This is a genomic window from Streptomyces sp. Tue6028 (assembly GCF_002300165.1).
Classification (GTDB): Bacteria; Actinomycetota; Actinomycetes; order Streptomycetales; family Streptomycetaceae; genus Streptomyces; species Streptomyces siamensis.
Genome location: NZ_MLCE01000030.1, coordinates 33,564 through 46,550, shown reverse-complemented (window position 1 = coordinate 46,550; position 12,987 = coordinate 33,564). Strand labels below are relative to the sequence as shown.

Below are 12,987 nucleotides of genomic sequence, written 5' to 3'. Positions count from 1 at the left end.
GGATCAGATCCTGTAGCCGGAGCCGGGCACGGTGACGATGACCGGGGGCTCGCCGAGCTTGCGGCGCAGGGTCATCACGGTCACGCGTACGACGTTGGTGAAGGGGTCCGTGTTCTCGTCCCAAGCCTTCTCCAGCAGCTGCTCGGCGGAGACGACGGCGCCCTCGCTGCGCAGCAGCACCTCCAGGACGGCGAACTCCTTGGGCGCCAGCTGGACCTCCTTGCCGTCGCGGAAGACCTCCCGGCGGTTGGGGTCGAGCTTGATCCCGGCACGCTCCAGGACGGGCGGCAGCGGCACGCTCGTGCGCCGCCCGAGGGCACGCACGCGTGCCGTCAGCTCGCTGAACGCGAACGGCTTGGGCAGATAGTCGTCGGCGCCGATCTCCAGCCCCTCCACGCGGTCGCTGACGTCACCGGACGCGGTGAGCATCAGCACACGCGTGGGCATCCCGAGCTCGACGATCTTCCGGCAGACGTCGTCGCCGTGCACGAGCGGGAGGTCGCGGTCGAGGACGACCACGTCGTAGTCGTTGACGCCGATGCGCTCCAGGGCGGCCGCACCGTCGTACACGACGTCGACGGCCATGGCCTCCCGGCGCAGTCCGGTGGCCACCGCATCGGCGAGCAGCTGCTCGTCCTCGACGACGAGTACGCGCACGTCGCTAGTCCTTCCTCTGTCCACCCGCGCGACGGCACTTGGGCGCACGCGGGCAGGGCTTGTCACGGGTGAGGGCTCCATCCTGCCCTTTTCGGCCGTAAACCGGCTGTAAGACAGTGGGAGGGGGGACGGGGCTCCGGTCCCGGTGCCCGGGAATGCCAGATTTTCTCGTCGGGTTGAGGTTTCCACGGAAGGAAGCGGGGGGAGGACGGCTTTACACCCCGCGATCACGCTCTGCACAGGGCAAGCCACCTTGTGGTACGTCCAACCGCTTCCGCAGAGCGGGCGTGGATGTCCGGCACCGTCGCCGCCCGGCCTGGGCAGCGCTGGGCACCCATCTGGAGACGTGATCGCCCCTTCCGAACGGCACACCCCCGTGCCACCCGACCCACGACCCAGGACGAGGGGGCGCAGCATGGACGCATTCACCGCAGGACTTCTGCAGCGCATAAGGGCGACCGAGTCCGACCTGACGCGGGCTCGCGAAACAGGCGACGACTTCCTCGCGGAGGTCGAGCAGGGCGAGCTCGACGACCTGCACCGCCTCGCCGCCGAGCACGGTGTGGAGGTCGGCGCGTCGCGCGTCTGAGCAGTTCGTAAGAGAGCGGGGCCCCGGTATCGATCCAGTGCCGGGGCCCCGCTCCTTTGTGCTCCCGCGTGCTGTCGGCACCGCTCGTGGTGCCGTGCGCGCGGCCGGGCTCAGTCGTGCCAGGCGCCGAAGTCCTCCAGGAGCCGCTGGAGGGGCTCGAAGACGCCGGGGGAGGCGGCGACCGCGAGATCGCGTGCGGGGCGCTCTCCGGGGCGTCCACCGGTCAGCGCGCCCGACTCCCTGGCGATCAGGTCGCCCGCGGCGAGGTCCCAGGGGTGCAGTCCGCGTTCGTAGTAGCCGTCGAGCCGGCCCGCGGCGACGTCGCACAGGTCGACCGCCGCGGAGCCGGAGCGCCGGATGTCCCGCAGCAGCGGGATCAACTGCTGGGCGACGTCGGCCTGGTGGGCCCGGACCTCGGCCACGTAGTTGAAGCCGGTCGAGACCAAGGCCTGGTCGAGGGGCGGCGCGGGACGGCAGGCCAGCCTGCGCTGCCCGGCCCAGGCGCCGACGGCGTAGGCGCCCCGGCCGCGCACCGCGTGATACGTCTCACCGCGCATCGGCACCGCCACCACCCCGACGACGGTCTCCCCGTCCTGCTCGGCGGCGACGGACACGGCCCAGGTCGGCAGTCCGTACAGGTAGTTGACCGTGCCGTCGAGCGGGTCGACGACCCAGCGGATGCCGCTCGTGCCGTCGCTGGAGGCGCCCTCCTCGCCGAGGAGACCGTCGTCCGGCCGGTGTTCGGCGATGAGGTCGGTGATCAGCTTCTCGGCGGCGATGTCCATCTCGGTGACGACGTCGATCGGGCTGGACTTGGTGGCGGCGACCGCGAGGTCCGCCGGACGGCCGTCCCTCAGCAGCTCGCCGGCGCGCCGCGCCGCTTCCTGGGCGAGCTGCAGCAGTTCGGTGTGCAGGGGCTCGGTCACGGGGCTCCTCACGCGTACGGGCTGTCGGCGCCCGCGGCGGCGGGCTTGGGGGTACGGGCCGGGCAGCAGCCCACCGGGCACACGTCGTGGCTCGCGCCCAGCGTGCCGAGCGCGCAGGGGGCGACGTGCCGCCCGCTCTCCGTCGCGGCGCGCTCCAGGACGAGGTCGCGGATCGCCGCCGCGAACCGCGGGTCGGCGCCCACGGTGGCGGAGCGGCGCACCGGCAGTCCGAGCTCCGCCGCCTTCGCCGTCGCCTCCGTGTCCAGGTCGTACAGGACCTCCATGTGGTCGGAGACGAACCCGATGGGGGCCATCACGACGGCCGGGACGCCGGCGCCGTGCAGCTCCTCCAGGTGGTCGCAGATGTCCGGCTCCAGCCACGGGATGTGCGGGGCACCGGAGCGCGACTGGTAGACGAGCCGCCAGGGGTGCTCGATGCCGGTCTGCTCGCGCACCGCGTCGGCGATGAGCCGCGCGACGTCCAGGTGCTGCCGGACGTAGGCGCCTCCGTCGCCGTGCCCCTCGACGGGGCCGGAGGTGTCCGCCGCCGTGTCCGGGATGGAGTGCGTGGTGAAGGCGAGGTGGGCACCGGCGCGCACGTCCTCGGGCAGGTCGGCGAGCGCCTTCAGGACGCCTTCGAGCATGGGCTCGACGAATCCGGGGTGGTTGAAGTAGTGCCGCAGCTTGTCGATCCTCGGCGGCTCCAGCCCCTCCGCCTCCAGGGTGGCCAGCGCCGCGGCGAGGTCCTCGCGGTACTGACGGCAGCCGGAGTAGGAGGCGTAGGCGCTGGTGGCGAGGACGAGGACGCGGCGGCGGCCGTCGGCGGTCATCTCACGCAGGGTGTCGGTCACGTACGGCGCCCAGTTGCGGTTGCCCCAGTACACCGGCAGGTCGAGGCCGTGGTCGGCGAAGTCCTTGCGCAGGGCGTCCAGCAGGGCGCGGTTCTGGTCGTTGATGGGGCTGATCCCGTCGAACAGGAAGTAGTGCTGCCCCACCTCCTTGAGCCGTTCCTTGGGGATGCCTCGCCCTCGCGTCACGTTCTCCAGGAACGGAACCACGTCGTCCGGGCCTTCCGGGCCGCCGAACGAGAGCAGGAGCAGGGCGTCGTAAGGGGTGGCATCGAGCGCATCTGGCATGCGTCCGATCCTGCCACCCGTCACTGACGGGCGGGAAACGGCGGGGCGGCGGGAGAGCAGGTGGCGGGCGTGAAGAGGGTCCGGACGGGCGCCCGGAGGGGGACGCGTGCAGGGGGCGTGCGTAAGGGTGACCTCACCCGTAAGCTGTATCGGCCACCTTCACGCCTTACAGAGTTCGCGTCGCCCGTGATGACCGGGCAGCCGAGCCGAGCCGACCGGAGACCCCCGTGCCCAGCCCGTACCGTGCCCTGTTCGCCGCCCCCGGCTCCAAGGGTTTCTCCGCCGCGGGCTTCCTCGGCCGGATGCCGCTGTCGATGATGGGCATCGGCGTCGTCACGATGATCTCCCAGCTGACCGGGCGGTACGGGCTCGCCGGTGCGCTGTCGGCGACCATGGCGCTGGCCGCGGCCGTCCTCGGCCCGCAGGTCTCGCGCCTCGTGGACCGGCACGGACAGCGGCGGGTGCTGCGGCCCGTGACGCTGTTCGCCCTCGTGGCGGCCGCCGGGCTGCTGTGCGCCGCCCGCTTCGAGTGGCCGGACTGGGTGCTGTTCGTGTGCGCGGCGGGCATCGGCTGCGTCCCGAGCGTCGGCGCGATGGTCAGGGCCCGCTGGGCCGCCCTGTACGGGGGCACCCCTCAGCTGCACACCGCGTACTCCTTCGAGTCCGTGGTGGACGAGGTCTGCTTCATCTTCGGGCCGATCATCTCCATCGGCCTGTCCACGGTGTGGTTCCCGGAGGCGGGGCCGCTGCTCGCCGCCTGCTTCCTCGCGGCCGGCGTCTTCTGGCTGACCTCCCAGCGCGCGACCGAGCCCGTGCCGCACCCGCGCGAGCACCACGCCGGCGGCTCCGCGCTGCGCTCGGCCGGGCTCCAGGTGCTGGTGGCCACCTTCGTGGCGACCGGCGCGATCTTCGGGGCCGTCGACGTGGTCACCGTGGCCTTCGCCGAGGAGCAGGGGCACAAGGGGGCCGCGAGCGTCGTCCTCGCGCTGTACGCGGCGGGTTCGTGCGTCGCCGGCGCCGTGTTCGGGCTGCTGCACTTCAAGGGGGCGCCCGAACGCCGGTGGCTGCTGGGCATATGCGCGATGGCCGTGAGTATGATCCCCCTCCTACTGGTCGGAAACTTGCCGTTCCTGGCCGTGGCGCTGTTCCTTGCGGGCCTGTCCATCGCTCCCACGATGATCACGACGATGTCCCTCATCGAGCAGCACGTACCACGCGCGAAACTGACCGAGGGCATGACCTGGGTGAGTACCGGACTCGCGGTCGGGGTCGCGCTGGGCTCCTCCGTGTCCGGCTGGGTGATCGACGCCGCCGGCGCGAAGGCCGGGTACGGGGTTCCGGCGGTGTCCGGGGCCGTCGCGGTCGCGGTCGGTTTCCTCGGGTATCGCCGGCTGAACAGGCCGGTTCCGCAGCGGGGAGGGTCCCATGAGCACCACAGTGAGCGGGAAGAGCGGCACGTGGCGTAACTGGGCGGGGAACGTCACCGCCCGACCCGTACGGGAGGTCACCCCCGCCTCGGTGGATGAACTCTCCGCCGCGGTGCGGAAGGCGGCCGACGACGGCCTGCGGGTGAAGGCCGTCGGCACCGGGCACTCCTTCACGGCCGCCGCCGCGACAGACGGTGTGTTGATCCGCCCTCAACTGTTGACCGGCATCCGCGGGATCGACCGCGAGGCGGGCACCGTCACCGTCGAGGCCGGCACTCCGCTCAAGCGGCTCAACATGGCTCTCGCCCGTGAGGGACTGTCGCTCACGAACATGGGCGACATCATGGAGCAGACCGTGTCGGGGGCGACCAGCACCGGCACGCACGGCACGGGCCGCGACTCGGCCTCGATCGCCGCGCAGATCAAGGGCCTTGAACTGGTCACGGCGGACGGCTCGGTCCTCACCTGCTCCGAGAAGGAGAACCCCGAGGTCTTCGCGGCGGCCCGTATCGGCATCGGCGCGCTGGGCATCGTCACCGCGATCACCTTCGCCGTGGAGCCCATATTCCTGCTCACGGCCCGCGAGGAGCCGATGACCTTCGACCGGGTCACCGCCGACTTCGACGAACTGTTCACCGAGAACGAGCACTTCGAGTTCTACTGGTTCCCGCACACCGGCAACTGCAACACCAAGCGCAACAACCGCAGCGCGGGTCCCGAGAAGCCGGTGGGGCAGATCGGCGGGTGGATCGAGGACGAGCTCCTCTCCAACGGCGTCTTCCAGGTGGCCAATCTGCTGGGCCGCGCCGTGCCCGCCACGATCCCGGCGATCGCGAAGATCTCCAGCCGTGCGCTGTCCGCGCGGACCTACACCGACATTCCCTACAAGGTCTTCACGTCTCCGCGCCGGGTGCGCTTCGTGGAGATGGAGTACGCCGTCCCGCGCGAGGCCCTGGTGGAGACGCTGCGCGAGCTGAGGACGATGGTCGACCGCTCGTCCCTGCGGGTCAGTTTCCCGGTCGAGGTGCGCACGGCTCCGGCCGACGACATCACGCTGTCGACGGCGTCCGGGCGGGACAGCGCCTACATCGCCGTCCACATGTTCAGGGGAACCCCCTATCAGGCGTACTTCACCGCCGCCGAGCGGATCTTCACCGCCCACGAGGGGCGCCCGCACTGGGGCAAGGTGCACACGCGCGACGCCGCGTACTTCTCCGAGGTCTACCCGCGCTTCGGCGAGTTCACGGCGCTGAGGGACCGGCTGGACCCGGACCGGCGCTTTGCGAACGACTACTTGCGTCGGGTGCTGGGCTCGTAGGCACGCTCGGGGTGGGGGTCGGGCTGTCGCTCCCGGCCTCCGCGTCCGGCGAGGTGCTGGCCTCGGGCGCCGGTGTGGCCGTCGCACCGACATCGCCGTCCCCCTTGGGGGTTCCGGTGTCGCCGCCTCCGGAGGACGGCCGCTTCGAAGGGGTGTCCGCCGAGGGCGTCGTGGCGGGCTCCGGCGTCGTGGCGCCGGAGCCGGAGCGGCTCCCCTTGAGGGCGTCACCGACGGTCGTGCTCCTGCCGGCACCGCTGAAATTCTGTCCCGAGACCAGCTCGTAGGTGGTGATTCCGGCCATCGTGACGCCGAAGACGAGTGCCGCGGCCACGACCGGCCGCCGCCAGTTCCTGACCCGCGCGCGGTAGACGGTCCCTTCGGTGAACTCCCCCGGCCCCGGCGTCCGCCGGGGCGCCGGTTTCGGCTTGGCCTGCACCGTCGCGTCCCGCAGCTGTTCTCCGGTGCGCTTGAGGAAGTGCTGGAAGAGGGTGCCTCCGCAGGTCGCGATCACGCTGACCAGGCCGGCGCCCAGGATCGTCCCGTAGACACCGAAGTAGGAGGCGAGCTTCGCGGCCACCACCGCGGCCACCGCGCTTCCCGCGACTTGAGGCAGGCTCAGATCGACCCGTTTCCTCCTCGGCCCCTCGTCGGCACCCGGCTCATGGACACCCGGCTTCTCGCCGACTTCGGACTTCTTACGCATCCCCGGACCTTGCCTGCCTTTCCCGAACTTGGTCGACCGACTGCACGAGAAGGGGACGTACGGGCGAAACGATTGGTTCCGTTTCCGACGATTAGGTGAAGTGCGCCACGTTCCATGGTCACGAATGCGGCGCTTCGGGCGGCCAACTACCACCCCTTGACCGAAGTTGGGCGGCGCGCCGATCCACGTAGGTGGCCCGAATGGAGTACTGTTGCGAGCCCTGGGTCCGGACTCCCGCCAGGGTGTCCGGGGCCTTGCAGGACCGCCGGGAGGGGGCTCGTTGCACAGGGTGATGAGGTTCGTCACTTAGCGTTGCGAAAAGGTAACCGTGCCATAACGGCGCTCCCGGGCCCATGCCCGACACGCCGGGCAACTCGGCAAGGTTGTGGCAGGCTGCACCCGGGCAGGCCACACTCGACTAGCGGAAGCAGCGACGCACGTGACGTCGGCAGGCACCACCCGGGAGGTCCCCATGCCCGAACTGCGTGTCGTGGCCGTCTCTAACGACGGCACACGGCTGGTGCTGAAGGCTGCGGACAGCACGGAGTACACGCTTCCGATTGACGAGCGTCTGCGCGCCGCCGTACGCGGCGACCGTCCCCGCCTCGGCCAGATCGAGATCGAGGTGGAGAGCCATCTCCGCCCCCGCGACATCCAGGCGCGTATACGTGCCGGCGCCTCCGCGGAGGAGGTCGCCCAGCTCGCCGGAATCCCCGTCGACCGCGTACGCCGCTTCGAGGGGCCCGTGCTCGCCGAGCGCGCCTTCATGGCCGAGCGCGCGCGGAAGACCCCGGTCCGCCGCCCCGGCGAGAACGCCGGTCCTCAGCTCGGCGAGGCCGTCCAGGAGCGACTGGTGCTGCGCGGGGCCGAGAAGGACACCGTGCAGTGGGACTCGTGGCGCCGCGACGACGGCACCTGGGAAGTCCTGCTGGTCTACCGGGTCGCGGGCGAACCGCACTCGGCGAGCTGGACGTACGACCCGCCGCGGCGCCTGGTCCAGGCGGTCGACGACGAGGCGCGCTCGCTGATCGGCGAGTCCGACGACCTCGCCGCGCCCGAGCCGAGCTTCCCGTTCGTCCCGCGGATCGCGCGGCTGCCCCGGGACCGTCCGCTGGACCGCGCCCTGGACCGGCAGATGGAGCGGCCGAGCCTGCCCGCCCCGTCCCCGGAGCCGGTCGAGGAGTCCGGCGACCGGGATTCGCTGACCAGCCTCCTGGAGGCGGTGCCCAGCTTCCGGGGCGACATGGTGGTGCCCGAGCGGCCCTCGACCACCGAGCGGCCCGCCGCGGAGGAGCCCGACCCCGAGCCCGAGGCGGAGGAGCCCCCGGCTCCCGCGGCGTCGGCCGGTGCCGGTTCGGCGTACGCGGACGTCCTGATGCCGCGTTCGGTGGGCAGCCATCGCGACCGTCTGGTCGGCGCGACAGACCGGCAGGCCGAGGCCGACGGCGTCCGGCCGGGCCGCCGAGCGGCGGTACCGAGCTGGGACGAGATCGTCTTCGGTACGCGACGGAAGAAGCAGGACTAGTCAGTTGTCCGACGAAGGGGCCCGCACCGGTTCGGCGCGGGCCCCTTCGCTGTCACTGGGGGTCGGGTCCCACCGCGACCGGACGGTTCCCGTCCCGGGACCACTCGGACCAGGAACCCACGTAAAGGGCCGAGGGGATGCCCGCCACGGCGAGGGCCAGGACCTCGTGCGCGCCGGAGACACCGGAGCCGCAGTAGACGCCCACCTCGGAAGTGGCGTCGGCGCCCAGCGACTTGAAGCGGCCGGCGAGTTCGGCGGCGGGCAGGAACCGTCCGTCGGCCTCGACGTTCTCCGTGGTCGGCGCGGACACGGCGCCGGGGATGTGCCCGCCGACCGGGTCGATCGGCTCGACCTCGCCGCGGTAGCGCTCACCCGCACGGGCGTCGAGCAGGACACCGGTACGGGCGAGAGCCGCCGCGCCGTCCGCGTCGAGCAGCGGGCGCGCACCCGGTGCCGGTACGAAGCTTCCGGGCTCCGGGGCCGGCCGCTCCGAGGACAACGGTCCGTTCCAGGCGGCGAACCCTCCGTCGAGGACGCGTACCGACGGATGACCCGAATAGCCCAGCAGCCACCAGGCGCGCGCGGCGGCCCAGCCCTGGCCGCCGTCGTACACGACGACATCGCGGTCCGCGGACACGCCGGCGGCTCGCATCGCGGAGCCGAAGACGTCGAGATCGGGCAGGGGATGCCGCCCGGCCGCCCCGGCCGGACCGGCGAGTTCGGAATCCAGATCGACGAAGACGGCTCCCGGGATGTGCGCCTTCTCGTACTCGTCGCGCAGGTTCGGGCCGCCCAACTGCCAGCGGACGTCGAGGAGGACCGGCGGGTTCGGTCCTGCCAGATCGCTCGCGAGTTCAGGTGCGGTGATGATGGCGTTCATGTCCACCATCCTCGCGCACGGGGTGGCCGCGTCGTCCAGCTCCGGCTACTCTGCTCGGCCGGACAGGTCCGATCACGAGGCGTACGGGATCGGGCACATGCTGTACAGCTGATGGACACCACCCGGCAATCACGCCGAAACGGATGAGGAACGACACTCCGGGCATCCTCCGGCCGGGGACCGCCGAGCGGCGGTGCGACCGGAGCGCGCGGTGTGACCGGTGGTGCGAACATCGGCACGGGGCTTGCACGGGTGCCGCTGCGGTACCCGTGTTCGTAGGCGGAAGGTGACCGGCCACCGCGAGGGGCCGAGAAGAGAGTGACGATGACCGAGGCACGGGGGTCGACCGGCCTGAACGGCACCACGCACGCTCGGCGCACACCCGGCACACCCTGCTGGGTGAGCCTGATGGTGCACGGGATGGCCGCGACCCAGGAGTTCTACGGACAGCTGTTCGGCTGGGAGTTCCGGCCGGGACCGCAGCAGCTCGGCCCGTACGTGCGGGCTCTGCTGGACAGTCACGAGGTGGCGGGGATCGGCCAGCTGCCACCCGACCGGCATCTGCCCATCGCCTGGACGCCCTACCTGGCCTCGGACGACGTGGACGTGACCGCGGAGACGGTCCGACACAGCGGCGGCACGGTGGGCGTGGGTCCCCTCGACGCCGGGGAGGCCGGGCGCATGGCGATCGCCTCGGACCCGACGGGCGCCGTCTTCGGCATCTGGCAGGCCGCCGAACACCTGGGCACGGGGATCACCGGGGTGCCCGGCACACCCGCGTGGAACGAGCTCGTGACCCGCGACACCGACAGCGTGGTCAAGTTCTATCAAGGGGTGTTCGGATACCGGCTGGAGCCGACCGTCTCGGCCGACTTCGACTATGTGACCCTGCACATCGAGGGCCACCCGGTGGCCGGCGTCCACGGCGTCGGGAACGCGCTGCCGCGCGACCGCGGACCGCACTGGCTGACGTACTTCGAGGTCGCGGACGTGGACGACGGCGCCCGGCATGTCGTCGAGCTCGGCGGGCATCTCCTCAAGTCCGCCCACGACTCGCCGTACGGGCGGGTGGCGACGGTGGTGGACCCCGAGGGCGCGATGTTCTCGCTCATCCACGCCGACCGCCGGGAATCCTGAGGCCGGCCCTTGTGACGTCCCGGGACTCACGCCCCGCGAGATCAGGCCGAGGCCACCGGCAGCACGTCCGGTGACAGGGCGCCCGCCCGTGCCGTCGCGGCCGTCATCCGACGGCGGTGGTGCCGACGGCACAGCACCTCGTACCCGATGTCCTCGGACTGGTTGACGTCGCCGACGACGACCTGGGCGCCCTCGACGACCATCTCGCCGCCTATGGTGCGGGCGTTGTGGGTCGCGCGGGCGCCGCACCAGCACAGGGCCTCGACCTGGAGGACCTCGACCCGGTCGGCCAGCTCCACGAGCCGCTGGGAGCCGGGGAACAGCTTGGACCGGAAGTCGGTGGTGATCCCGAAGGCGTAGACGTCGAGGCCCAGGTCGTCGACCACACGGGCGAGCTGGTCGATCTGCGCGGGGGCGAGGAACTGCGCCTCGTCCGCGATCACGTAGTCCGCCCGGCCGCCCTGGGAGAGATGGTCGACCAGGTATCCGTACAGGTCCTGGTCGTCCGCCACCTCGACGGCGTCCGTGACCAGGCCCAGCCGGGAGGAGAGCTTGCCCTCGCCCGCCCGGTCGTCACGCGTGAAGATCATGCCCTGCAGGCCCCGCGCCGAGCGGTTGTGCTCGATCTGGAGAGCCAGCGTCGACTTCCCGCAGTCCATGGTTCCGGAGAAGAACACCAGCTCGGGCATGGGGAGTTGAGCACCTTTCGGCAACGGGAGTACGGGGCGGGGGTACGTGATCAGCGTACGGGAACAGCCTAGGAGCGTACGTGCAGGAGGGGCACGAGCTGTTCGGCGGGGGTCATGGAGCCGTGGTTGCCGACCATCGCGGACTCCTTCGGCTCCCGCTCGGACGCGATGATCAGCACGTCGTCGCGGGCCGCCGCGACGACGTCGCCGATCCGGGCGTACACCCGCTCGTCGACCTGCGGGCCGAACCAGCCCGCGGCGATCGCCTCGTCCCGCGAGGCCACCCAGAACTGCTCGCCGAGCACCTCTCGCCAGCAGGTCAGGACGTCCGCCGCGGCGCCCGGCACCGCGTAGACGTGGCGGGCGCGGCCCTCGCCGCCCAGCAGGGCGACCCCGGCCCGCAGCTCCCAGTCCTCGTCGAAGTCGATGCGGTGCTGCTCGTCGAACGGGATGTCGATCATGCCGTGGTCGGCGGTCACGTACAGCGCCGTACGGGGCGGCAACTGCTCCGCGAGGCGCTGGACCAGCCGGTCGACGTACATGAGCTGGCCGCGCCAGGGGTCCGAGTCGACGCCGAAGCGATGGCCCTTGCCGTCCACCTCGGCGTAGTACGTGTAGACCAGCGAGCGGTCCCCGGCGGCCAGTTGCTCGGCCGCGAGGTCCATGCGCTCCTCGCCGGACAACCGTCCGTGGAACGTGCCGCCGGACAGCGCGATCTTCGTCAGGGGCGTGTTCTGGAAGGTGGGCGACGAGACCTGCGCGGTGTGCACGCCCGCCGCGTCCGCCAGCTGGAAGACCGTCGGATAGGGCTGCCAGGCGGTCGGCTCCGTCCACGGGTTCCAGCGGAGCTGGTTCATCAGCTCGCCGGTCGCCGGATTCCGGGCGGTGTAGCCGGGCAGGCCGTGCGCGCCGGGCGGCAGGCCGGTCCCGACGGAGGCGAGCGAGGTCGCGGTGGTCGCGGGGTAACCCGCGGTGATGGGGCGGCCCGTGCCCCCTCGGGACGACGCCAGGATCGACGCCATGAAGGGGGCCTCTTCGGGGTGGGCCTTGAGCTGCTCCCAGCCGAGACCGTCGATCAGGAAGACGCAGTTCCGGTCGGCCGCGTCCAGCTCCGGTATGGCGGCGGTCAGGCCGGGCACACCCATGCCCGCGGCGAGCGTGGGCAGCAGGTCCGCGAGGGAACCGGCGCCGTACTCGGGAACGGGCGCGGAGCCCACGGCGAGCGGCTCCGGCTGGTCCCAGGCGGACGGGGGCGGGGCGGGCGCGAAACGCCCGCCCTCGTGGGCTGCGGAGGGGAACGGATGCGACATCAGCGGGTGATGTCCGCGGTCGCCTCGGAGAGGGCCTGCGCGAAGGCCAGGGCCTGGCGCACCGTCTCCGGGCCGTCGCCGGCCTCGCTGACCCGCAGGCTCAGGTCGTCGGCCGTCGAATTGCCCGTGTAGCCGTGGTCCGCTTCGCAGTTGGGATCGCCGCAGGCGGCGGGCTCCAGGTCGATGCGGGAGACCGCGCCCCAGCCGATGGTCAGGACGACCTCGCGGGGCAGGGTGCCCGGTGTGTACGACTCCGGGTTCGAGACGACTCGGCTGACGACGACCGACGAGATCCGGCCGAGTTTCACCGACTCCGTCGACGTCGTGGCGTACGGCGTCGGGGAGGTGCTGTCGGCGGCCTGCTCGTCGGTGTGGCTCACGATGAAGCGGTTTCCGGTGAGGACGAGGACCGTGACGTGCCGGCGCACCTCATTGGCGTCGAACGTCGTCTCCTGGTGGACCAGGTACGACCGGATGGTCTCGCCGCCGATCGCGGCCTCCACCGCCTCGGCCACGAGGGCCGGGTAGTAGCCGCTGCGCTCGATCGCCGCTCGCAGCCCCTGGGTCGTCGTACTGGTCTTGGCCATGACGTCCATCCTACGGTGGCCCACTGACTGCGAGGCACCGCTCGTGGGTGTCCGTCGCGCGCGGACCGGGCACCGGGCGGGCGCGGCGCGGATCACCCGCCGC

Annotated in this window: 13 protein-coding genes; 5 read left to right on the top strand and 8 right to left on the bottom strand. The window is 71.8% G+C overall.

The window, feature by feature from the left end; genetic code table 11:
• Positions 1–3 precede the first annotated feature (3 nt).
• Positions 4–657, bottom strand: a complete 654-nt coding sequence (locus BKI49_RS28530; protein WP_010983842.1) for a response regulator transcription factor — start codon at positions 655–657, stop codon at positions 4–6.
• Between the two features lie 415 nt (positions 658–1,072).
• Between BKI49_RS28530 and BKI49_RS35435 the strand changes: the two genes are divergently transcribed.
• A complete protein-coding gene (locus tag BKI49_RS35435) occupies positions 1,073–1,246 on the top strand; it encodes a hypothetical protein (RefSeq protein ID WP_179332611.1) in 174 nt (57 codons plus the stop codon).
• Between the two features lie 110 nt (positions 1,247–1,356).
• Here BKI49_RS35435 and BKI49_RS28520 read toward each other — a convergent pair whose 3' ends face one another.
• Together BKI49_RS28520 and BKI49_RS28515 are read right to left on the bottom strand one after the other, a co-directional pair.
• Positions 1,357–2,172 carry an inositol monophosphatase family protein gene (locus tag BKI49_RS28520; protein WP_095937136.1) on the bottom strand — a complete coding sequence of 272 codons (816 nt, stop codon included), beginning with the start codon at positions 2,170–2,172 and terminating at the stop codon, positions 1,357–1,359.
• A gap of 8 nt (positions 2,173–2,180) precedes the next feature.
• Positions 2,181–3,308, bottom strand: a complete 1,128-nt coding sequence (locus BKI49_RS28515) for a ferrochelatase (RefSeq protein WP_095937135.1) — start codon at positions 3,306–3,308, stop codon at positions 2,181–2,183.
• A gap of 227 nt (positions 3,309–3,535) precedes the next feature.
• On the opposite strand from BKI49_RS28515, the gene BKI49_RS28510 reads away from it, so the two are divergent.
• Positions 3,536–4,774, top strand: a complete 1,239-nt coding sequence (locus tag BKI49_RS28510) for an MFS transporter (protein WP_095937134.1) — start codon at positions 3,536–3,538, stop codon at positions 4,772–4,774.
• Positions 4,734–6,053: a D-arabinono-1,4-lactone oxidase gene (locus BKI49_RS28505; RefSeq protein ID WP_095937133.1), complete on the top strand. Its 1,320-nt coding sequence runs from the start codon at positions 4,734–4,736 to the stop codon at positions 6,051–6,053. Before BKI49_RS28510 ends, BKI49_RS28505 begins: the two co-directional genes overlap by 41 nt.
• Here BKI49_RS28505 and BKI49_RS28500 read toward each other — a convergent pair.
• Entirely contained in the window at positions 5,977–6,756 is a 780-nt protein-coding gene (locus BKI49_RS28500) for a hypothetical protein (protein WP_095937132.1), read from the bottom strand. The two genes, BKI49_RS28505 and BKI49_RS28500, sit on opposite strands and share 77 nt — an antisense overlap.
• A 472-nt stretch (positions 6,757–7,228) precedes the next feature.
• Between BKI49_RS28500 and sepH the strand changes: the two genes are divergently transcribed.
• On the top strand, positions 7,229–8,281 hold the full coding sequence (sepH, locus tag BKI49_RS28495) for a septation protein SepH (RefSeq protein ID WP_095937131.1): 1,053 nt from the start codon (positions 7,229–7,231) through the stop codon (positions 8,279–8,281).
• Between the two features lie 52 nt (positions 8,282–8,333).
• On the opposite strand, the gene BKI49_RS28490 is transcribed toward sepH, so the two are convergent.
• Positions 8,334–9,161: a sulfurtransferase gene (locus BKI49_RS28490; RefSeq protein WP_095937130.1), complete on the bottom strand. Its 828-nt coding sequence runs from the start codon at positions 9,159–9,161 to the stop codon at positions 8,334–8,336.
• Between the two features lie 324 nt (positions 9,162–9,485).
• Here BKI49_RS28490 and BKI49_RS28485 point away from each other — a divergent pair, with 324 nt between their 5' ends.
• Positions 9,486–10,298 (top strand): VOC family protein, encoded by an 813-nt coding sequence (locus tag BKI49_RS28485; RefSeq protein ID WP_095937129.1) that lies wholly within the window; start codon positions 9,486–9,488, stop codon positions 10,296–10,298.
• A 41-nt stretch (positions 10,299–10,339) separates the two neighbouring features.
• Here the strand turns inward: BKI49_RS28485 and BKI49_RS28480 are convergent, their stop codons facing one another.
• From BKI49_RS28480 to BKI49_RS28470, 3 genes are all read right to left on the bottom strand, one after another.
• Positions 10,340–10,987 (bottom strand): thymidine kinase, encoded by a 648-nt coding sequence (locus BKI49_RS28480; RefSeq protein ID WP_028802266.1) that lies wholly within the window; start codon positions 10,985–10,987, stop codon positions 10,340–10,342.
• Positions 10,988–11,055: 68 nt separating this feature from the next.
• Positions 11,056–12,297 (bottom strand): alkaline phosphatase family protein, encoded by a 1,242-nt coding sequence (locus BKI49_RS28475; RefSeq protein WP_179332610.1) that lies wholly within the window; start codon positions 12,295–12,297, stop codon positions 11,056–11,058.
• Positions 12,297–12,893 carry a DUF5998 family protein gene (locus BKI49_RS28470; protein ID WP_095937128.1) on the bottom strand — a complete coding sequence of 199 codons (597 nt, stop codon included), beginning with the start codon at positions 12,891–12,893 and terminating at the stop codon, positions 12,297–12,299. Before BKI49_RS28470 ends, BKI49_RS28475 begins: the two co-directional genes overlap by 1 nt.
• Between the last annotated feature and the right edge of the window lie 94 nt (positions 12,894–12,987).